General features: G+C 38.6%; 13 protein-coding genes. 8 read left to right on the forward strand and 5 right to left on the reverse strand.

Going from position 1 to position 21,782, the window contains the following annotated elements; all coding sequences use genetic code 11:
• Nucleotides 1–413: 413 nt before the first annotated feature.
• Entirely contained in the window at nucleotides 414–3,905 is a 3,492-nt protein-coding gene (locus AC1M9A_RS04640) for a hybrid sensor histidine kinase/response regulator (RefSeq protein ID WP_481609743.1), read from the reverse strand.
• 183 nt (nucleotides 3,906–4,088) lie between these two features.
• On the opposite strand from AC1M9A_RS04640, the gene AC1M9A_RS04645 reads away from it, so the two are divergent.
• The 4 genes from AC1M9A_RS04645 (at nucleotide 4,089) to AC1M9A_RS04660 (ending at nucleotide 9,151) form a co-directional block, all read left to right on the forward strand.
• Nucleotides 4,089–4,421: a DUF485 domain-containing protein gene (locus tag AC1M9A_RS04645; RefSeq protein ID WP_035265779.1), complete on the forward strand. Its 333-nt coding sequence runs from the start codon at nucleotides 4,089–4,091 to the stop codon at nucleotides 4,419–4,421.
• 1 nt (nucleotide 4,422) lies between these two features.
• Nucleotides 4,423–6,129, forward strand: coding sequence for a cation acetate symporter (locus AC1M9A_RS04650; RefSeq protein ID WP_180028478.1), 1,707 nt, complete (start codon nucleotides 4,423–4,425; stop codon nucleotides 6,127–6,129).
• A 137-nt stretch (nucleotides 6,130–6,266) separates the two neighbouring features.
• On the forward strand, nucleotides 6,267–6,956 hold the full coding sequence (locus tag AC1M9A_RS04655) for an ion channel (protein ID WP_481609744.1): 690 nt from the start codon (nucleotides 6,267–6,269) through the stop codon (nucleotides 6,954–6,956).
• Between the two features lie 224 nt (nucleotides 6,957–7,180).
• A complete protein-coding gene (locus tag AC1M9A_RS04660; protein ID WP_481608656.1) occupies nucleotides 7,181–9,151 on the forward strand; it encodes a BCCT family transporter in 1,971 nt (656 codons plus the stop codon).
• Between the two features lie 63 nt (nucleotides 9,152–9,214).
• Here the strand turns inward: AC1M9A_RS04660 and omp33-36 are convergent, their stop codons facing one another.
• Nucleotides 9,215–10,150, reverse strand: coding sequence for a porin Omp33-36 (omp33-36, locus tag AC1M9A_RS04665; RefSeq protein WP_180028475.1), 936 nt, complete (start codon nucleotides 10,148–10,150; stop codon nucleotides 9,215–9,217).
• A gap of 821 nt (nucleotides 10,151–10,971) precedes the next feature.
• Here omp33-36 and blaOXA point away from each other — a divergent pair.
• From blaOXA to AC1M9A_RS04680, 3 genes are all read left to right on the forward strand, one after another.
• Entirely contained in the window at nucleotides 10,972–11,865 is an 894-nt protein-coding gene (blaOXA, locus tag AC1M9A_RS04670) for a class D beta-lactamase (protein WP_481609745.1), read from the forward strand.
• A 488-nt stretch (nucleotides 11,866–12,353) separates the two neighbouring features.
• Complete coding sequence (locus AC1M9A_RS04675) at nucleotides 12,354–14,060, forward strand: GGDEF domain-containing protein (protein WP_481609746.1); 1,707 nt, start codon at nucleotides 12,354–12,356, stop codon at nucleotides 14,058–14,060.
• Nucleotides 14,061–14,118: 58 nt separating this feature from the next.
• The gene (locus AC1M9A_RS04680; protein WP_481609747.1) at nucleotides 14,119–15,909 is read left to right on the forward strand and encodes a P-loop NTPase fold protein; all 1,791 of its coding nucleotides are present in this window, start codon (nucleotides 14,119–14,121) and stop codon (nucleotides 15,907–15,909) included.
• 12 nt (nucleotides 15,910–15,921) lie between these two features.
• On the opposite strand, the gene uvrA is transcribed toward AC1M9A_RS04680, so the two are convergent.
• From uvrA to tenA, 3 genes are all read right to left on the reverse strand, one after another.
• Entirely contained in the window at nucleotides 15,922–18,753 is a 2,832-nt protein-coding gene (gene uvrA / locus AC1M9A_RS04685; protein WP_481609748.1) for an excinuclease ABC subunit UvrA, read from the reverse strand.
• 255 nt (nucleotides 18,754–19,008) lie between these two features.
• Nucleotides 19,009–19,380 carry a hypothetical protein gene (locus tag AC1M9A_RS04690; RefSeq protein WP_481609749.1) on the reverse strand — a complete coding sequence of 124 codons (372 nt, stop codon included), beginning with the start codon at nucleotides 19,378–19,380 and terminating at the stop codon, nucleotides 19,009–19,011.
• Between the two features lie 172 nt (nucleotides 19,381–19,552).
• Nucleotides 19,553–20,227, reverse strand: coding sequence for a thiaminase II (gene tenA, locus AC1M9A_RS04695; RefSeq protein ID WP_035265765.1), 675 nt, complete (start codon nucleotides 20,225–20,227; stop codon nucleotides 19,553–19,555).
• A 317-nt stretch (nucleotides 20,228–20,544) separates the two neighbouring features.
• Here tenA and AC1M9A_RS04700 point away from each other — a divergent pair, with 317 nt between their 5' ends.
• The gene (locus tag AC1M9A_RS04700; protein WP_179999088.1) at nucleotides 20,545–21,630 is read left to right on the forward strand and encodes a DUF475 domain-containing protein; all 1,086 of its coding nucleotides are present in this window, start codon (nucleotides 20,545–20,547) and stop codon (nucleotides 21,628–21,630) included.
• Nucleotides 21,631–21,782 lie beyond the last annotated feature (152 nt).

Genomic DNA, 21,782 nt, shown 5'->3' on the forward strand with positions numbered 1-21,782 from the left:
ATTTGATACTTTTATTCTCGAGAAAATTTGAGGCACTTTGATTTCTTTAATCGAAAGAAGATGTGCTGATGGCTAGATTTAGAATTATGTTGATTGCAATAAGAATAAGACTAAAGTATTAATTTTTATTTGATGAGTAAATTTGTCATCTAAAAACATGATGTTAGTAAACTTGTAACTATTTGTTTTAAATGATCTTTCAACTTTTGATGTGTTTTGCCATAGAAAATCGGACTTTGATTTTTTTGGTCAATTGCCAACACTCTCTTTAGCTTTATTTTGTTCTCTTTTGCCACCTCTAAAGCTAAGGTCTGCCAATCATTGTAAAGTATGGTGTGAATATGTATCAAAATCACCCAGCTCTTCTTGGAAAAACTGGGTGATGAATGTATCAAAATATAACTATTCAAATCTTATTCTGAAATTTTTAAACCTGATAACCATGAACGTAGTGAGGCAGGTTTGAGAGGTTTTTTCAGTAGGACAATATTCAGCTCTTTGAGTCGTTGAGGAAGCTCAGGATCTGAATCAGCTGTAATCAATGCCACAGGTACATTTTCTTGACGATGGTCTACAATAAAATCTAATCCTATTTTATTTGAATTCAGGTGTTGATCGACCAACCAAACTTGAATGTTCTCTTGTTGAATAATCTCAAGCGCTTGTTCAGGTTCTGTGGCTTTAAACACTTGATAACCCCATTTAGTAAGCAAAGTTGCCATGCCTTCTAAAATAGTTTCATCATTGTCTAAACATAAAATTTTATACGCTGCAGATTTTAATGGTGTGGCTTGAATTGGTGCGGTCACAACCTTTGGTGCATCGATGAGTGGGACTTCAATCATAAAACATGAACCCTTACCCAACTCGGAATACACATGCACAGGATAACCCAACATGCTGGTCATTCTCTGAACGATGGCGAGTCCAAGACCTAAACCTTGTTCACCCCATGGCGAGGTATGTCCACAACGTTCAAACTCTTGGAAGAGTTTAATACGTTGTTGTTCAGCAATCCCTGGACCAGTATCCCAAACACCAATACGAATATGGTTTGCTCTTTCTGCTGAACGTAACACCCCAACAATTACACGACCTTTTGCTGTGTATCTTAGGGCATTACTGACAAAGTTTTGAATAATACGGCGAATCCATTGAGGATCTGTATCAATCCAGAACTTCACGTCATGCACTCGGAAGGAGATCGCTCGTTGTGCTGCAATTGATTTAAATTGTAGTTCTAAGTCACTCAATAGGTCATGTAATGGATAGGCTTGTCGTTTAGGTTGTATTGTTCCACCTTCTAAACGTGCAATGTCTAATAATGCAGAAAGCATACTCTCTGCACCATGTAAGGCACGATCGAGTTGCTGTAGCGTTTTAGCATCTTCTTCATTTTGAATGCTTTGTTCTAATGCCGTACTGAATAACCGTGCAGCGTGCATAGGTTGAAGTAAATCATGACTTGCTGCAGCAATGAATCGACTTTTTGACATATTGGCTTTGTCAGCTTGTTCACGTGCCAATTGTTGTTCTGCCAAGGCATTGGCAAGTTGTTGAGTGCGATCTTGAACGCGTCCTTCAAGTAGTGCTTCAGTTTCTCGGAATGCCGTAATATCAGCAAATGTCGTCACGAAGCCACCGCCTTCGATTGGATTTCCTCGCATTTGGATAACACGACCATCTTTACGAATACGTTCAAACTCATGAGCGCTACCTACTTTCATCCAATGAATACGTTTACGTACGTGCTCTTCAACGGAACCAGGTCCACATTCACCGCGCTCTGCGTTGTATCGGATCAAGTCTGCAATCGGGCAGCCCACATATACCAAATCTTTTGGATAATCGAATAAAACGAGATATTGATTATTCCATGCGACTAAACACATGTTTTCATCGACAACACTTACCCCTTGGGTCATGTGGTCGATCATGGTCATAATTAGATTTTGGTTAAAGCGTTGCCATTGTGATGCTTGGTCTAGAATATTAGCGACCTGTCCAAGTGCTAATCCATTGTTAACCATGGCTGTAGTGAGTAGGGTACGTGCCGATGCAGCTCCAATTGTGCCAGCAAGATATTGTTCAGTGAAACGCCACCACATCCCATTGGCACTGCTGTTTTCGTTTAATATCACATTATTGGATAAGCAGAATTGATTAAACGCATGCATGGTCGGACCTTCACCCGTAATCCGTTTGGCAAGCGTGATCAGGTCACCCACTTTTAATCGTGCGACATCATGATGTAAATAATTAACTTCATTTGAGGTTTGTTGCGTTTGTAGGGGTTTAGTTTCGTAATAGAAGAAACTTTCTGCCTGTATTTGCTCAGCAATACTTGGACGATAAATTCGTGAGATCCAGATGTAGAGCACGATATTTAAGCCAAGTGACCAAATTACACCATGTGTTAATGGCGCAAATGATTCAAAACCAAGTAATGCTTCAGGCTTTAATAAGTCAAATCCCAGAGGGCCAAACATCAGAAACGAATAAGTAAATTGATAATATTCATCTGGTAAACTTCTTAAAATTGTTGGTAAGAGCAGTGTGTAACTCCACATCACAAAACCAACGATGAGACCTGCATAGACCCCTTGCTTACTTCCACCACGCCAGTACAACCCCCCAATAAGTGCAGGTGCAAACTGTGCAACAGCACTAAATGCCAAAAGACCAAATACTGACAGCTGATCAATGTCATTAAAGAAATGGAAGAACAAGAATCCAAGTAGCATGACCGCCAAAATACATACGCGACGTGTGAATTTCAGCATTCGAGGTAAACGCTTGTCATGACGAGAAATCCAACCCAAGCGCCATAGCGCAGGCATAATCAAGTCGTTACTGAGCATGATTGAGAGTGCGACTGAAGAGACTAAAAGCATACCAGTTGAAGCCGAAAATCCTCCAAGGAATGCTAAGAGCGTCAGCCATTCTTGGTTATAGCTCAAAGGCAGTGACAGCACGGCAACATCAGGGACTGCCATGTATTCTGGTGCAGCATGAAGTGCCCAACTTGCAATCGGAATAATCGCGACAACGGTTAAAATGATGTAAGCGGCAAACCATCTGCGCGCACCACGAATATGTTTTTCATCACGTAATTCAACTACAGCAACATGAAACTGGCGTGGCAAACATATAATCGCTAATGCTGCTAAAAGTGTTTGAATCCAAAAGGTATCTGGCACGCCCATCAGTTGAATTTCATGGAAGGTTTTGGATACGTCTGCGGAAACTTGAATGAGGTTTTCGGGGCGTTCAAATAAAAAGAAAAAAGCGACACAGAGGAGTGCAAATAATTTAACAAAGGATTCAAAAGCGACTGCCAGCATTAAACCGCCATGCTGTTCGGTGTTGGCAATCTGACGTGTACCAAACATCATAGCCAAAATTGCTAGAACCCCTGTAAGTGCAAGTACACCATTGGTGGTCAGATTCATCACTTCTGAATCTTGTTGCAACATCACGGATGCACTGAGTGCAATGGCTCTCAGTTGTAAGGCAAGATAAGGAATGATGGCGATCACGGCTAAAATGGTGACGAGTGAGGCGAGAGGTCCGCTTTTGCCATAACGTGCTGCCACAAAGTCAGCAATTGAGGAAATAGCATGGTGCTGACGTACTCGACCTAAGCGACGCCAAATATCATAACCAAACCAGACAAACAGAAGTGGGCCTAAGTAGATTGGAAGGAAAATGATCCCTTCACGAACAGCAGCACCCGTTGCGCCGTAGAATGTCCAAGACGAACAGTACACGCCTAAGGTCAAACTAAACAATAACATGCGTCCACGTGGGCTGAGCCGACTGGCATGTTTTTCACCAAAAAAGGCGCAAATAAAAAGGATGAGGATGTAGAGGGCGAGTACCCCAATAATCAACCAACTGTTCATAGGACTTACACTTGAGAATCTCGTGTAATGATAACGCATCCATGAACTGTCACGTTCAAATTGATCAAAATTTAGCGACCAAAGTCTAAATTACAACCAATGCAAAATCTTGCTAATTTAAAAATCGGAATAATTTAAATAAAAAAAATGACCTACGGTTGGGTCTCATATGGAGTCTTGTTTATGGATGAGAGACAAGTAGAGCAAATTCTACAGAATCCCAAATTCAAAGAAATGGTCAAAAAGAAAAGCACACTGAGCTGGACATTGACAGGCATTATGCTGTTTGTCTACGTTGGTTTTATGCTTTTAGTTGGCTATAACAAAGAGTTTTTATTGTCATCGCTTTCAGGTGGTGTAACCACTTGGGGTATCCCTCTAGGATTAGGCATCATCGTGCTGTCTTTCTTGTTATGTGGTGTGTATTCGTACATTGCCAACAATAAGCTCGATCAATTAAACGAAGAAGCTATGCGCGAAGTTGAAGCCATCACTCACGAGAAGGGACTACACTAAGATGAAATGGAATTCTTTACTCACATTTGCAGGGACTGCAATGTTATCTGGATTGGCATTTGCAGGTCCTGATTTAGGTGCAGCAGAACAACAAGCAACAAATTGGCCTGCGATTATCATGTTCTTGATTTTCGTCGGTGCAACGCTGGGGATTACCAAATGGGCAGCTAAACAAACCACAAACACCAAAGATTTCTATACCGCAGGCGGTGGAATTTCTGGTTTCCAAAATGGTTTAGCCATTGCTGGTGACTATATGTCCGCAGCATCGTTCCTTGGTATTTCTGCGATGGTTTTCCTGTCAGGTTTCGATGGCTTACTCTATTCACTTGGTTTCATGGTAGGTTGGCCTATCGTACTTTTCTTGATAGCAGAGCGTTTGCGTAACTTGGGTAAATACAATTTATCTGACGTTGTATCATTCCGTTTACAAGAAAAACCTGTACGCACACTGGCAGCGTTAAGCTCTCTTGTTGTTGTTGCATTCTACTTGATTGCCCAAATGGTCGGCGCTGGTCAGTTGATCAAGCTTCTGTTTGGCTTGAACTATAACATTGCTGTCGTCATCGTCGGTCTGCTCATGATGGCATACGTTATGTTTGGCGGTATGTTAGCGACAACATGGGTGCAAATCATTAAGGCAGTGATGTTGTTGTCAGGTGCTACCTTCATGGCATTTATGGTGATGAAAGGCGTTGGCTTTAGCTTCACCAATATGTTCGAGCAATCGATTCAAGTCTTCTCTAAAGTACATGATTTAACCTTAGATGATGCAACCAAAATCATGGGACCAGGTAGTCTGGCATCAAACCCAATTGATGCGATTTCTCTTGGTTTAGCATTGATGTTTGGTACAGCTGGTTTACCACATATCCTCATGCGTTTCTTCACAGTAAAAGATGCGAAAGAAGCACGTAAATCAGTTGTTGTTGCAACAGGCTTTATCGGTTACTTCTATCTTTTAACTTTCATCATTGGTTTCGGTGCGATTCTCTATGTATCGAACAACCCACAATTCCTTGATATTGCGAAAATGGCAGTAACTGGCAAGCTAGAGCTTGTTGGTGGTAATAACATGGCTGCGGTTCACTTGTCTGATGCTTTAGGCGGTGACTTGTTCATGGGCTTCATTTCAGCGGTTGCATTTGCCACGATTCTAGCAGTTGTTGCAGGTTTAACGTTGTCAGGTGCTTCAGCAATTTCACATGACTTATATGCGAACGTATTGAAAAAAGGACAAACTACACCTGAATCTGAACTTCGTATGTCTAAAATCGCGACTTTAGGTCTTGCGATCTTTGCGATGATCTTGGGTATCTTGTTCGAGAAACAAAACGTTGCCTTCATGGTAGGTTTAGCATTCTCTGTTGCTGCATGTGCAAACTTCCCAGTGCTTGTACTTTCAATGTTCTGGAAAGGTTTAACAACGCGTGGTGCCGTTGCCGGTGGTGTTGTTGGATTAGTTTTAGCGGTTGTACTCATCGTACTTTCTAAAGCAGTTTGGGTAGATACGCTTGGTATTTCTGATACACCAATTAATCCATATAACGGTCCTGCATTATTTGCGATGCCTTTAGCATTCTTCTTCTGCTGGTTGTTCTCTGTGACAGACAATTCTGCACAAGCGCAAGCAGAACGTAAAGCATTTGATGCACAGTTTGTACGTTCACAAACAGGTATTGGTATTTCTGGTGCGTCAGACCACTAAACCATACTGATCATGATAAAAAGCCCCTTTAAGGGGCTTTTTTTCATTACCAAATTTCTATTTTAAATGACATACAAGTCATCAACTGTCCGCTATGCTTTCATTCAAACAAAACAATAAAAATAGTTGGAGTTGAGATGAGTTTAATATGCCGCGTGATACGTGATCTCGTACGTTTACCATCCGCGTGTCTACTGATTTTACAGCTGCTGATTTTATTCCTCGCAGTGATATCAAGTCATGATTTGGCTTATCGCTCCATGACTTGGATTCTCGGCGCTTTAGTCCTTCTTATTATTGCTAAAGTCATCAAAATGACCCCAATTTTTAGTGCTGTAGGTTTATTTGGGGTATTAGGAGCTCTCATTTTTTCTTTCTTGATTCTTATTGGATATCATCAAGCCTATATTCAAATTACAGCGCATGTATTTGAAGTTATCGCGTATACGACAGCGGCTTATGGTTTGGTTCGATATATGTTCGAAGACCGCTATTTGACCAAAGATGAATTATTTGCGGCAGCAGCTGTTTTTACTTTAATTGCATGGAGCTTCGCATTTTTATATAGCATCTGCCAGCTATATGACCCACTGAGTTTTAGCATAACGCCTGAACAATCTGTTCAACATAGTTGGTTAGATTTGTTGTTTCTCAGTTTTAGTATTCAGTCGGCAACAGGTCTTTCAGATATTATGCCCTTGAGTCCGCTGGCGAGACTGATTGCCATGATTCAAATGTTTAGTGGAGTCATGTATCTGGCTTTGATTGTTTCGCGCTTAGTTGCACTGCAATACATTGCTCATTTGCCAAAGTATCAGGATGATTAAAACAGAACGTTACATCTTGCTAACGGCATTCATCTGCAAAATCATGAATAATAAGTACTTAGATTAAAAATAATCTCCAACCCTCGATATTGAGTCGATTTTCTATTCTGTTTTTGATGAAACTAACCCGGCTTTATATGAGGTTGAGGATAAATGATCTCAATTCATATAGCGTTTTATCCAGTTTGAAGCGTTTCACCGAAAAATAAATATATAGGGGAATTATGTCTTCTCAGCATCCTTCATGGTATTCAAATGTAAATCCACGTGTTTTTATCAGCACGGTACTCATCATTTTTGTATTTTTGGCCACTGTGGTGTTATCTCCTAATGGTTTTGAATTAGTTACTCAGCAACTGAACCAATGGATTACGGATTCTTTTAGTTGGTTCTATGTTTTAGCAGTTGCCATATTTCTGATCGTGCTGGCTTATATCGCAATTTCTGACTACGGCAAAATCAGGCTCGGTCCAGATCATAGCCAACCGAGTTACAGTAATGGCTCTTGGTTTGCCATGCTCTTTACCGCAGGTATGGGGATTGGCCTGATGTTTTTTGGGGTAGCAGAACCTGTAATGCATTATGTCTCTCCGCCAGTCGGTGATGGAGAAACGGTTATGGCAGCGCAGCAAGCGATGCGAGTGACTTTCTTCCACTGGGGACTTCATGCATGGGGAATCTATGCATTGATTGGATTGTCCTTGGCCTATTTTGCTTATCGACATCAATTGCCTTTAAAAGTGCGTTCCGCGCTTTATCCGATCATTGGAAAAAAAATTCATGGTCCAATGGGGGATGCCGTAGACACATTTGCCACGATTGGAACAGTATTTGGTGTGGCGACAACATTGGGTTTTGGTGTAACGCAAATTAATTCAGGCTTGAATTATTTATTTGATGTTCCTCAATCAGCAAGTACTCAAGTGATACTGATCATTATCGTCAGTTCATTGGCATCATTGTCCGTTTTTCTAGGTTTAGAAAAAGGAATTAAACGGTTGTCTGAGTTGAATTTGGTATTGGCAATAAGTTTATTGCTCTTTGTATTCTTCGCGAGTTCTACCATTTATCTTTTGCAAACCACAATTCAGAACATGGGTCAGTATGTTTCTAATCTCTTTACCATGACATTTAATTTATATGCTTATCAACCGAATGGTTGGATTGGTGGTTGGACGATTATGTATTGGGCATGGTGGATCTCATGGTCACCATTTGTCGGGATGTTTATCGCACGTGTGTCACATGGAAGAACTATTCGAGAGTTTATCGTTGGAGTTATGTTGATTCCTACTGGATTTACACTCATTTGGATGGGCTTTATGGGGAATGCTGCGCTCTTCAGTATTATGCAAGAAGGCAATGAAGCACTGATGCTAGCAGTACAGAAGGATTCTTCCGTTGCATTATTCGAATTTTTAAATAGCTTACCACTCGCTTCAATCATGAGTGTGGTGGCAACATCGCTGGTTATTTTATTCTTTGTCACTTCAGCGGATTCAGGTGCATTAGTTACAGACTATTTGACGGCCAAAGGTGAAGGTTCACCGACATGGCAACGACTCTTTTGGACTGTGCTTATGGCGGTATTGGCAATTGTATTATTATTGGTCGGTGGGCTCGGTGCTTTACAATCTGCGACCATCATGAGTGCATTGCCATTCTCCGTCATTATGCTCTTTATTTGTTGGGGATTACTCAAAGCCTTAAAAGTAGATTTAATTAAAATGAATGCTTTGCAAGAAGCGAGAATTACACCTCGAGCGATTCATCAACCACGGAGTTGGCAAAAACGCTTAGGATTGATTATGCACTATCCTCATTCTAAGGAAGAGGTTGATGTATTTATTGAATCTCAAGTATCTCAAGCATTAGAGCAAGTGCAGAAAGAGTTCAAGAGAAGACAGTTTAAGGTTAGTGTAAATCGATTGGGTGAAGGTGTAGAGTTGAGGGTAGATCATCATGCTGAGTTGAATTTCGTATATCAAGTGATGTCACAAAGAACAACGCCACCGAGCTTTATGCCAGATACAATGGTGACTGAGCAGGATTATTATCAGGCGGAAGTGTTTTTAAGAGAGGGTGGACAGGCCTATGATGTAATGGACTGGACACAAGAAGACTTAATTCAAGATGTCATTGATCAATACGAAAGACATTTACATTTCTTAAGTGTAATTCGTAGCCCTGAGTAAATAGTGAATGATTAAAAAAGGACGCATTATGCGTCCTTTTTTGATTCTGTATCTAATAATTTATTAGAAACGGAATTTAGCATTTAAGCCAACAGTTTCAGTATCACGGCTAGAACCATTTTCAGCGTTAGCATTTACATAACTTGCACCAACAGCTACAGCTGGAGTGATGAAGTAGTTTACGTTAGCACCGATAGCTGAGCTTGGAGTGTCATTAAAGCTTGATTCAGTATAAGAAACGCCTGCGCTTAACTGTGGATTGAAGTAAAGGTCAGATTTTAATTGGTAAAGTGTGTCTTCACCGTATACTAAACCAGCTTCAAAGCCAACAGACATATTTGTATCAGTGATGCCGCCTACATATTTAGTACGAGCTGTGATCGCATCTTGATCTTCAGCAATAGTACCTGTTTCAAGTGCTGAGAATACGCTGCCGTTGTTGATTGCTTTAAAGACATCAAAAGAGTATTGATCAGCAACGCTTGTATAACCTACAGCAACTAAGAAGTTTGGAAGTAACATTGCACCAAGTTCTAAAGCATAACGATCGCCGTTACCATCTGCTAATTTAGCAACTTGTGGGTGGTTTAATGGGTTGTTTGCAGTGAAATCATTTTTAGCATCAGTTTTTGAGTGGCTATATGATGCGCTTGCATATAAAGGAATAAGTTTAGTTGGGATATAAGCTTCAGCTTTTGCACCATAGTTATGTTGCTGAGCTTCAACTTTCTGATTAGCAGCTTTAATATCAGCAGAATATTCACCGAAGTTATAAGCCACAGATACATTAGATGCTTGATTTAAGAAAGCCGCTTCAGCTAAAGGACCTTTAGTTGAGTCTACATTCTTGAAGTAGTAAGTACCTTGAACAGAACCAGTATAGTTATCATTGTTCAATGAGTCATCAAAGTATTCAGCAGCGCCTTGTACTTCAACTTGATATGCGTGTGCCCCAGTCATTGCTACTAATAAAGCAGTGGCTAAACTAATTTTTTTCATAATAGTTACCAAATAAATGTCGAATGAATATGCAGTAAATATTGTATTGTAACAATGTATTAAGTCAATGATCTTTAAGGTAATAGTCTGCTGGTCTAAATTTATTTTGTGTGTTATGTCTTGATACAAGAAGATTAAGAACATGAATTTTTGAACATTTTATTCAAAAATAACAATGTGATAAGGAGATTTTCAACGTCGATTAAGCTTAAAAAATTGCATCGAAATTATACAAAAAAAAGATTATTAGAATCGGATAAAACGTATAAAGAAAATGTTAATTTACATGAAATTTAAGATTTTCGTTTAATTTTAAATCATTTGAAAATAAATAATGTGACTTTTTTCACCTACTTGGTATTAAAGTGTTAGGTTGATTCGGAATTTCAAAGGGTTACGATGTTTGCAATTTAAGTTAATTTTCACATAATTACATGCTCCTTAACTAAGTTTTTTTTTATATTTAAATAAATTGAGTTTTGCCTTTTAGATTTACTAAATATTATAGTGGTTATTTCTCTCATATACCCAGCTTTCCCCAAGGCTGGGTTTTTTTTAACTTATATTTATTTGCACTATTATAGTGCATAATCAGGTGTATTCTTTATCAATACTGAGCAAAAAAAAACCTAGTTTTCTATGAAAACTAGGTTTTTTCGCCAAAACTTGGGGGAAATACAGAAATTCTGCTGAGGTATATTTCTATCTCGCCCTAATGTGGGGCATTATGCACCAGCATATTGCACATGTAAATAATATTTTTAAAAAAAGTGTTAAAAATAGACAAAAAAATTAGAAATAATCTGTCAAAATTGAATTAAATGCATTGGTCAAATTGGAACATTGAATTGAAAGGAATCTACGTTGTTGCACTTGTTTTAACGTCTGTTTTTCTATCTGCCTGCCAGGCCTTAGATCATATTAATCCGAGAACAAAAGCATACGATTTAAAAGATGATTCAATGCTGAATAGCAGTGAATCAAAGAATCAGCATCATATTGAGACCCTATTTAATCAGCAAAATATTCAAGGTGTATTTATCACCTATGATGGCAAACACGTTAAAACTTACGGTTCTGATCGAACAAGAGCAAAAGAAAACTTTATCCCTGCATCCACTTTTAAAATAGTGAATGCTTTGATTGGATTAGAACATCATAAATCAACTCGGTATGAAGTGTTTAAATGGGATGGAAATAAGCGTTCATTTGATAGTTGGCAACGTGATTTTACGCTTGGTGAGGCCTTACAATCATCTGTTGTACCTGTGTATCAAGCCTTAGCACACCGTATTGGACCAACATTGATGCAACAGGAATTAATTCGAATTCAGTATGGAAATGCAAAAGTCGGGGATGAGATAGATCAGTTTTGGTTAAAAGGTCCTCTAGAGATTACACCTGATCAACAAGTTAAATTTGTTTATAGATTGGCACAGTTGTCATTGCCGTTTCGTAGAGATGTACAACAAGATGTAAGAGACATGATGTATGTCGAATCACGTGGTGCGAAGAAGCTATATGCCAAAAGTGGTTGGGGAATGGATATTGAGCCTCAGGTGGGCTGGTATGTGGGTTTTGTAGAACAAGCCAGCGGTCAAATCACTGCCTTTGCATTAAATTTAGAAATGAAAAATGGTGATAAAATTCAGCAACGGAAGGAAATCACTTTAGATATTTTAGATCGACTTGGTTTATTTCATTATTTACGTTAAAAGTCATATAAAAGATAAAAAAAACCCAGCCGATTGGGATGGCTGGGCTGAAAAAGGATGTTCTGTATGTGGGAGAAACATCCGAGGGTAGAACAAAATTCATTAAGCAAATCTGATATGAATCAGTGTCTTTGCAATGTAAGCATTATGGTTTAAAGGATGAGGTTTGTATAATGATTAAAAATTATGCGCATGATCTATTTTTTCGATGCTGATTAAGTGATCAAAATAATCATCTGATTTTAATTCAAAAAAAGTAAATACTGCCAAATATGTCACTTGTATATTGGTGGAAAAATAATTTAAATATTGAACAAAAAAAATTTACGGCATTACAATAGTGTGATATTTATCACATTGTTTCTTAAATAAAAACTTGTGCTTTAAGTGCTTTTTAAGCATGGTTATATTGTAAAATATAACTAAGTTCAAAGAAATTTTATAAATCTCACCGCTTTATACGGTCTTTTATTTTAGAGGTAGTTTGGATGTTAAAATCACATTCCGAGCAAATTGGTCGCCGCCTATTTGTGTTCGTGATGATTATCGTCTTATCTATCCTCTGTATTTCAATCCCATTGGTCATTAGCCATTATCGCGAATATCAGAAATCACAAACAGCATTGATTGAAATAGAAAATCTTCGTGCCGTTGCTGCTCTAGCGAATCGTATTTCACGCGAGCGTGGCCCTGCGAACATGGCAATGTCGAGTTCACAAGAAGAGTTTGAAAAAAATAAACAAGCGCTTATTGAGTATCGCGCGGGAGTAGATGAACAAATTAAGGTCTCGATTCATCGATTAGATCAGTCTGGATATGATGGGTTAGAAGAGTACGTCGCTCAATACCTAAATCCAAAATTAGCGGAAGGTCGCAAACAAGTCGATCACTATATTTCGTTGCCATTTGCAGAGCGTACGCCTGAAGCTTTAGATCAAGCTATTCTTACAATGTTTAATGCGTGGGATAGCAGTCATGATTTACTGAAGAAACTGGTAATGCAGTCTAAAAGTAAAGACAGTTCGATGGGGCATTATTACACCATGATTTTGGTGTTGGCTGATTTGCGAGATCAGGCTGGACGTGTTGCTTCAAATGTAACTGCACATGTGACATTTCAGCAGCCGTTACCAAGTGACAATATTGCACGCGCATTACAAACGCAAAAACAAGTTCGCTATTTGTGGGATTTAGTGAATACCATCCAACCCGAACGCCATCGTACAGCTGAATTCGCTCGCTTACACCAAGAAGTGAAAACTCAGTTTATTGATCAAGGTTTACCTATCATCATGCGATTAATTGATGAAAGCCGAAAGGGACAACCTTATTTTTTATCAGGGACTGAATTAAGTGTAGCTGTATCTGGTAAATTCTTAACAGTTATCGATTTACAAGACTATTTGCTCAATAAGAGCGTTGAAATCGCAAAGTCAGAAAAAGAAGCGAATCAATTGAACTTCCTACTCACGTTGATAGTCTCTTTAATTTCACTATTGGCTGCTTTATTTACGATGATCTATGTTCAACGTAAAGTTATTTCGCCGCTTATCATGGTGAGAGATAAATTAGTTGAATTGTCGTATGCCAATGCTTTGGTCGATAGTCATTTTATTGAAGATCAGCAGAAGCAAGTACATTCATTATACGAAGCGATGCAAAAGCTTCAGAAAATGTTGCATCAACGTGATGAGTTTGAATTTGAATTAAAGAATATTGCTAATACCGATAAATTAACAGGTGTTTCAAATCGTTTTGCTTTAGAAGCCTATACCAAACTTATGGAAGCTCAGCCCAATAAGTTTACCCAAACGTGTTTGATGATTGTAGATATTGATTATTTTAAACAGGTTAATGATCAGTATGGTCATGTGGCAGGGGATCAAGTCATTCAGCAGGTGGCAAATTGTTTAAGTCATAATGTTCGATCAACTGATTTAGTCGTTCGCTTTGGTGGGGATGAATTTTTGGTGTTGATTGAAAATTTAGACCTTGAACATGGGTTACGTGCTGCAGAAAAGATGCGTAAGGGTATTGGTGATTTACAATTTACAGATGAGCAAGGTCAATCATTTACGGTTTCGATCAGTGTGGGTGTTGCGGTAGGTGCTGATTCTTGGAAAGCATTATTTGCTAAGGCAGACCAAGCATTATTTAGAGCGAAAGCGCAGGGACGCAATACGGTTTCAAGTTGATTGTTTTTATGGGTGTTATTCTTTATAAATGAGCAATAACATCAATTTATAAAATATTATGAATACTGAGCAAGAACAGCATTTAGAGAAAATATTTAGAGATAATCAAAATCAAGGCATTGCTATTGCGATTACAGGTTGTTGGGGGGTCGGTAAAACTTTTTTCTGGCAAAACTTTTTAAAAAACCAAACTATGAAAGAGTATGATCACTTTAATTCATTTTATTATCATGCTAGTAAAGTGAATTATGTTCATATATTTGAAAATAAAAAATATGCTTATATTTCTCTATTTGGTGTTGAAAGCCTTGATGCTTTAAAAAATGAGATTTCAATAAAATTAGGTTGGAATCCTTATTCTAGAAACGTTCATAAACATTACGGAATACCTCAACTTCTTAAAAAAACGTTGGCTCAATTTAAAGATATTAAATTTTCTCATTATGGTGTGAGTTCCAGTTCTAAATTGGTAGATTCTTTATTGTTTGGACAAGTTAAAAATGCCATTATTTGTTTTGATGATTTTGAAAGATTATCTGAAAAGCTGAAAATTCAGGATGTTATGGGTTTAGCTAATCAATTAAAAATAGAGCGTAATTGCCAAGTCATTTTAATTTTAGATGAGTCGAAAACAATAGAAAAAAATCAGAAAAAATATACTGAATATAAAGAAAAACTGATAGATGAAACGATAAAAATTAATTCTGTTGAACCTTTGATTCGTGTAAATACCCAAGATATTGATAAGCCATTGGTTGATTTAATGGTGAAATTTGCAGAAGCGTTAGAAATACATAATTTCCGATTTTTTCAAAAAGTCATAAAACTTTATATGCAATTTAGAGAGCAGTTGCTTAGTGAAGTTGCTTATTCAACTAAAGAAATTATTTTAATTCGAGTTTTACAGGGATACTTTATTGAAGATTTTGGTGAAAAATTAGGAATTTACTGGAATAGTTTTACTTTCAATAATGCAATTATTCGTAGACAAAATAAAGATAACTCAGAGAATAGTAATAATGCGGAGGTTATCTTTACTAAGTTGGAGGAAATCTCATACAAATTAACAATTGCTGAGGATGAGTGGTCTTTTGAATTCAAAAAATGGTTTGAGCAAAGAGATAAAGTTAATTTTGAAGTCTTAAAAAGGTTAGCTCAATCTGATTTAAATACAGAGAAAAATAATTTATTAAAAGATGAATTGCACTATTTAATGAACAAGTGGCGAAATTTAGAGGTTGATGAGAAGTATTGTGAAGAATTATTTACGGTAGCGTCTAAATTAGTTGGCATTGAAAGCCTAGGATTACTTGAGTTAAGTGCAATATTATTAAAAAAATTTGGACAACCTGAACTTTCAAGAAGACTAAAAAAAACAATTATTGATAATTTAAAAATTGATTTAGAAACCAATGCAATAGAAATCTACCAAAAGTATCAACGGTCTCCAGTGCAACATCTAACTATTTTTCATCGCTACATAAAAATGTTTAGAATTAATAATCCCACAACAGGACTACCTTCATTAGTAGATGTTCTGAAAGCAGATCTTATAGAAGGTGTTCAATTACATTTTGCAAAAGAAGTAATCAACAATACTAAGGAAAGTGAATGGGAGGTTTTTATTTTCGAAGATGCCTCAACTGACCCAGAGTTGAGCAAATTAACTAAAGCAGATGTAATAGATAGATTATTAAGCAATCTAAATATAATTGGTGTTGATCAGGCAATTTTGAAAACTAAAATCAGAAACGTATTAGAGTCAAGGATGGATAGACTGGAGCCATCTGCAATAAAAGAAAACTATAAACTGGTTATAGAAAACTTTAAAAAAGAAGGGCTCTTATGAGCCCTTTCAAAATCACTTTAACATCGGCTTTAAGAATCTCGCCGTATGCGAAACCTTATTTTTCGCTACTTCTTCAGGTGTACCTTCAGCAATAATCATACCGCCACCAGCACCACCTTCAGGACCTAAGTCCACAATCCAGTCGGCAGTTTTAATCACATCCAAATTATGCTCAATCACCACGATGGTATTACCCTTATTGCGTAGCTCATGAAGAATATCCAAAAGTTTCGCAATATCGTGGAAATGTAAACCTGTGGTTGGCTCATCAAGCACATACAGTGTTTTACCTGTATCACGCTTCGCCAACTCACGTGCAAGTTTCACACGCTGTGCTTCACCACCTGAAAGCGTGGTTGCCGACTGACCTAAACGAATATAGCCCAAACCAACTTGATGTAAAGTTTCTAAACGACGATGAATCACAGGAATCGCATCAAAGAAATGCATTGCATCTTCAACGGTCATCTCGAGTACGTCAGAAATGTTTTTGCCTTTATAGCCGACTTCCAATGTTTCACGGTTATAACGCTTGCCGTGGCAGGCATCGCATGGCACATACATATCCGGTAAGAAATGCATCGCCACTTTAATCATACCGTCGCCTTCACAAGCCTCACAGCGACCACCTTTCACGTTAAACGAGAAACGACCTGCGGCATACCCACGTGCTTTGGCTTCTGGGGTTTGAGCAAAGAGTTCACGAATTGGCGTAAACAAACCTGTATAGGTTGCAGGGTTTGAGCGCGGTGTACGTCCAATTGGGCTTTGGTCAATATCCACGACTTTATCGAGGAATTGTAAGCCATCAATCGAATCAAATTTTTCTGCCGTTAACGTCGTTGCACCATTCAATTGTGTTGAAGCAAGTGGCAATAAAGTACGGTTAATTAAAGTCGATTTACCTGAACCCGATACACCCGTCACACAGGTCATAACACCTAAAGGAATGGTGAGATCAACATTCTTTAAGTTGTGACCACATGCACCCATCAGCTTAATTTGCTCATCAGGTTTAGGTGGTTGTACACGCGTTTTCGGCACCTCAATTTTTAACTTACCTGAAAGGTATTTGCCTGTCAGAGAATCCTCATTGGCTGCCAATTCATCATAAGTCCCCTCGGCAATGACATGACCACCATGCACACCTGCACCAGGACCAATATCAATAATATGATCCGCTGCGCGAATGGCATCTTCATCATGCTCAACCACTAAAACGGTATTGCCGAGATCACGTAAACGAACCAAAGTCTCAAGCAAACGGTCATTGTCACGTTGATGCAAACCAATCGATGGCTCATCCAGCACATACATCACGCCCATTAAGCCAGCACCAATTTGCGAAGCTAAACGAATACGCTGTGCTTCACCGCCTGATAAGGTTTCGGCTGAACGAGATAGACTTAAATAGTTCAAGCCGACTGATACAAGGAAGTGCAAACGCTCACGAATTTCTTTAAAAATCTTATCGGCAATTTCACCTTTGGCGCCTTCAAGATTGAGATCTTGATAATAGCTTTCAGCATCGCCAATCGACATTTTGGTGATTTCGGCAATGGTTTTGTCTTTGACACGCACATGACGTGAAATTTCATTGAGACGTGAACCGCCACAAGCGTCACATGCAGCATTCGATAAATACTGAGCTAAATCATCACGTACATAGTTTGATTCAGTTTCACGGTAACGACGTTCTAAATGTGGTAAAACCCCTTCGAAAGCCATCACACGGTTATGACGGCGACCACGTTCATCGATATAGCTTAAATCAATTTTTTCTTTGCCTGTACCGTAAAGGAATTTCTTTTTGGTTTCCGCATCAAGTTCATTCCACGGCGTATCAAGAGAAAAGTCGAAATGTGCAGCGACTTTTTCAATCATGCTGTAATAGTATGGACGCTGACGATCCCAACCACGAATTGCCCCTTGGCTAATGCTGACTTCAGGGTTTGGAATGAGTTTGTCAGAACTAAAATGGCTGCGTGTCCCTAAACCATCACAGACTGGGCAAGCACCAAATGGGTTGTTAAAAGAAAACAGACGAGGTTCTAATTCGGCAACGGCACGGTCACATTCAGGACATGAGTGTTTTGCTGAAAACACACGATCAGATTGTTCGCCTTTCATCCATGACAAAATAGCAATATCGCCACCTAAACGCAGTGCGGTTTCAAAACTTTCTGCAATACGGTTGCCTAGGTCATCGCGGACTTTAAAACGATCGACCACGACTTCAATGGTGTGTTTTTTCTTCTTATCCAGTTCAGGCGGTGGATCAATTTCCATAATTTCACCGTCTACACGTGCACGGACGAAACCTTGGCTTTGTAATTGCTCAAATAAATTGGTGTATTCACCTTTGCGCTCACGTACAACAGGAGCAAGTAACAATAAAGCAGTACCTTCTTCAAGTGCTTTAACCGCATCAACCATTTCCGAGACGGTTTGTGCCACCATCGGCAAGTCATGCTCAGGGCAGTAGGGTGTACCCACTCGAGCATACAACAAACGTAAATAGTCATAAATTTCAGTAATCGTACCGACCGTTGAACGTGGGTTATGACTGGTTGATTTCTGCTCGATGGCAATAGCTGGGCTTAAACCTTCAATCGAATCGACTTCAGGTTTTTCCATTTGTGACAGGAATTGGCGTGCATAGGCAGATAAAGATTCCACATAGCGACGTTGACCTTCTGCATATAAGGTGTCGAAAGCCAGTGAAGATTTACCTGAACCTGAAAGTCCCGTAATCACCACGAATTTATCGCGTGGAATATCAAGGTTCACATTTTTTAAGTTATGGGTGCGTGCGCCTCGAATACGGATATGACTTTGGCTCATAAAACATCTCGAAAATATGCTGAGTGAAGGTGATATATGATAGCGATTTAATTTTGTTCAAGCACAAATGAAGAATAAAACACGACAAATTATGTCGGTAAAATTTCATTGAACAGCAAAAGTCCAATGTAAAGTGCTTTGAGAGCTCCTGCAATCTGATTTTAAATAGATGAACAAGACAGAATCAATTCGCAAATTTGATGTCATGATGAGCCATAGGATGTTAAGTATAAGTGAATTTCGGGTGAATATTGATCAGCAAGCACGTGAATAGTGACGTTCGAAAATAGAGTCCACCTGTTCAAAACATATATGTCTTTCAATAGCATGATGTTGACGTGCGTAAAAATTCACTTCTTTTTCTAAGTGTTGAAGAAAATCGTTATATTCCGCTTCGAAATGTTGTAAATCTAGAAAATCAAAACGTATAGAGCTTGAACAAGAGTATTGAGCAATGAAGTCGAGCATTAAATTTTGAATATGATGATTGGTAAAATAAATGAGATATGTGGCAGCAGATCCACAGTGTGTACATCCTTTTTCTAAATAAACTTCTTCACTATTTAACCAACAGCATTGTAAAGTGAAATATGCACGGATTGCTTCTGTTCCCAGTGAATGTTGCATAGAAAACCTCAAGTAAATTTTATTTATGATAATGAGAATTATTATCAATAGTAATTGTGCTTGAAGTCTGCTTTAAAATCCAGTCTTAAATCCATTTAAATCGAAATGAGCCTGAAAGTCGGCAATGCAGTTTAGATCACCGACCTTTAATTTGGTTATACAGGTGATAGCATCATGAGTGATCTAGGCTTAACCATTGACGTTGATGATAAGCACTATCCCAGAATAAATATTCGAGTTCAGCTCCCCGTGTGTAAGCTTGATGCATTTTTTCAATGGTATGTTGATCGCTTTCTGCCGCAACTCGATCAATAATTTCAATGACTTTGCGTACTTCTTCGTTGAAATGCTCACCAGCATAAGTGTCAATCCACGCTTGATAAGGATTATTTGCAATATTACGTTTAAGAATGTCTTTGCCCACTTCCGCATAAATCCAATAGCACGGCAGTAATGAAGCTAAAACGACAGGATAACTCTCTGACCATGCAGTAGCTGTCAGAAATGAGGTGTAATGATGGCAAGCAGCAGTCAAAGGTGTATTTTCAAAATCAGCTTTGGTGATGCCAAATTCGTGCATAAAACCATTGTGCAGTTCACGCTCAACCACAATTGCTTCATTAGCACCTTGCGTAAATTGAATAATGGCATCGGAGTCATATGCTTTAGCACCACAAATAGCCAATGCTCGACCATAGGCAACCAAATAATGCGCATCCTGAATGACGTAATGGCAAAAAGCTTCTTGATTCAGTGTTCCAAGCGCCAGTTCTTGGTTAAAAGGGAGTGCTAATGTTTTTTGATATAAATCGTAGTTTCGTTGCCAAACGGCTTCTGAAAAACGCATAAATCCATCCTGAATAAAATCATCTCTAGGTATCATCTAAGATCATATCAATTTGTCGTTACAAAACTAGCTTGAGCGATACATCATCTTCAACAAAAAAATCATACGAAGAACTTTGGATTAATTTTGAAAACTCGTCATAATTAGCACAGTTTAATTGAGTGTCTTTTAGCGCTAGAGATCAGACATTCAATTTATAGAATTTTTACAAATCACTAAGCACAGACTTCACTTAATATTCGTCATATAAAAATCCTAAGTTTATGTTTTGTAAAATTTTTATTGATTCACCTCATTTTTTATAAGGTCGCTAGATTATGTGGAAACATTTTGGTTTCTCTATCGTATTCACGATCGTGTGTCTTGCGCTGTCTGCCTATTGGGGTTATACCCATGGTCCAGAAGCTGGCCTCAAGACCATGTTCACCGTACTGACCATCACTGCAATTTTAGCTGTGATGGAGGTTTCACTTTCTTTTGATAATGCTGTCGTCAATGCTTCAGTGCTTCGTCATTGGGATCACTTTTGGAAAATGCTTTTCCTGACTGTGGGTATTCTCATTGCAGTATTTGGTATGCGTTTAATCTTCCCAATTGTGATCGTCGCGGTCACAGCGGATATGGGCATGATGGAAGTTGTCAATTTGGCATTAAATGACCCTAAAGAATATTCGGCACGACTGATGAATCATCATCCTGAAATTGCAGCATTTGGTGGTGCATTCTTATTGATGGTATTCCTTAACTTTTTCTTGGATGATGGTAAAGACACGCATTGGTTCAAATGGATTGAGCGTCGTTTAGCGAAATTGGCATCTGTACCTGCACTATCTGTATTTGTTGCTTTAGTGGCTTTACTGATCATGGCTGCTAATGTTGATGAAGCTAAACGCTTAGTCGTGACTATGGCGGGTATTTGGGGCATCGTCATTTATATTGGGGTACAAGTACTGAGCCATTTGCTGGGTGGTGAGCCTGAAATTGATGAAAATGGTAATGCAATTGGTCACGATAGTAATGGTGTGCCAACAGGCGTAGTCAAAGCAGGTATCGGCGGGTTCTTGTATTTAGAAGTATTGGATGCATCATTTAGTTTTGATGGTGTGATTGGTGCTTTTGCGATTACCTCAGATGTTGTGGTGATTATGTTAGGTCTTGCGATTGGTGCTATCTTTGTTCGTTCGATTACCATCTATCTCGTTGAGAAAGGCACTTTAGATGCTTACATCTATTTAGAACATGGTGCGCACTATGCAATTGGTGCATTGGCTTTCATTATGATTGCGAGTGGTACAGGCGTACATGTTCCTGAAGTGGTTACAGGTCTGATTGGTGTAGCATTTATTGTTTGGGCAGTGATTGCATCTATTCAATATAAGAAGCGTCAAGCGCTACAAGGCTAGATGAACACATCGAAAAAAGCACAGCACAAGCTGTGCTTTTTTTGCTTAAGGCCTTTGTTCTAGGGAAAACAGATGGTGTTGATCTTTATTTCAAATAAAATTCATGCCTGTTCATCAGCCGAATATTCTATAATCAAAGTAGACATAGAAAT

The organism is Acinetobacter sp. ANC_7634 (assembly GCF_056779875.1).

What these genes read in the sequence shown, in the direction of transcription:
- tenA (WP_035265765.1), bottom strand. Translation starts at nt 20,227, where the DNA reads ATGCGTTTTTCAGAAGCCGTTTGGCAACGAAACTACGATTTATATCAA.
- AC1M9A_RS04675 (WP_481609746.1), top strand. Translation starts at nt 12,354, where the DNA reads ATGTTAAAATCACATTCCGAGCAAATTGGTCGCCGCCTATTTGTGTTC.
- AC1M9A_RS04655 (WP_481609744.1), top strand. Translation starts at nt 6,267, where the DNA reads ATGAGTTTAATATGCCGCGTGATACGTGATCTCGTACGTTTACCATCC.
- AC1M9A_RS04645 (WP_035265779.1), top strand. Translation starts at nt 4,089, where the DNA reads ATGGATGAGAGACAAGTAGAGCAAATTCTACAGAATCCCAAATTCAAA.
- AC1M9A_RS04680 (WP_481609747.1), top strand. Translation starts at nt 14,119, where the DNA reads ATGAATACTGAGCAAGAACAGCATTTAGAGAAAATATTTAGAGATAAT.
- uvrA (WP_481609748.1), bottom strand. Translation starts at nt 18,753, where the DNA reads ATGAGCCAAAGTCATATCCGTATTCGAGGCGCACGCACCCATAACTTA.
- AC1M9A_RS04640 (WP_481609743.1), bottom strand. Translation starts at nt 3,905, where the DNA reads ATGAACAGTTGGTTGATTATTGGGGTACTCGCCCTCTACATCCTCATC.
- AC1M9A_RS04700 (WP_179999088.1), top strand. Translation starts at nt 20,545, where the DNA reads ATGTGGAAACATTTTGGTTTCTCTATCGTATTCACGATCGTGTGTCTT.
- AC1M9A_RS04650 (WP_180028478.1), top strand. Translation starts at nt 4,423, where the DNA reads ATGAAATGGAATTCTTTACTCACATTTGCAGGGACTGCAATGTTATCT.
- AC1M9A_RS04660 (WP_481608656.1), top strand. Translation starts at nt 7,181, where the DNA reads ATGTCTTCTCAGCATCCTTCATGGTATTCAAATGTAAATCCACGTGTT.
- blaOXA (WP_481609745.1), top strand. Translation starts at nt 10,972, where the DNA reads ATGCATTGGTCAAATTGGAACATTGAATTGAAAGGAATCTACGTTGTT.
- omp33-36 (WP_180028475.1), bottom strand. Translation starts at nt 10,150, where the DNA reads ATGAAAAAAATTAGTTTAGCCACTGCTTTATTAGTAGCAATGACTGGG.
- AC1M9A_RS04690 (WP_481609749.1), bottom strand. Translation starts at nt 19,380, where the DNA reads ATGCAACATTCACTGGGAACAGAAGCAATCCGTGCATATTTCACTTTA.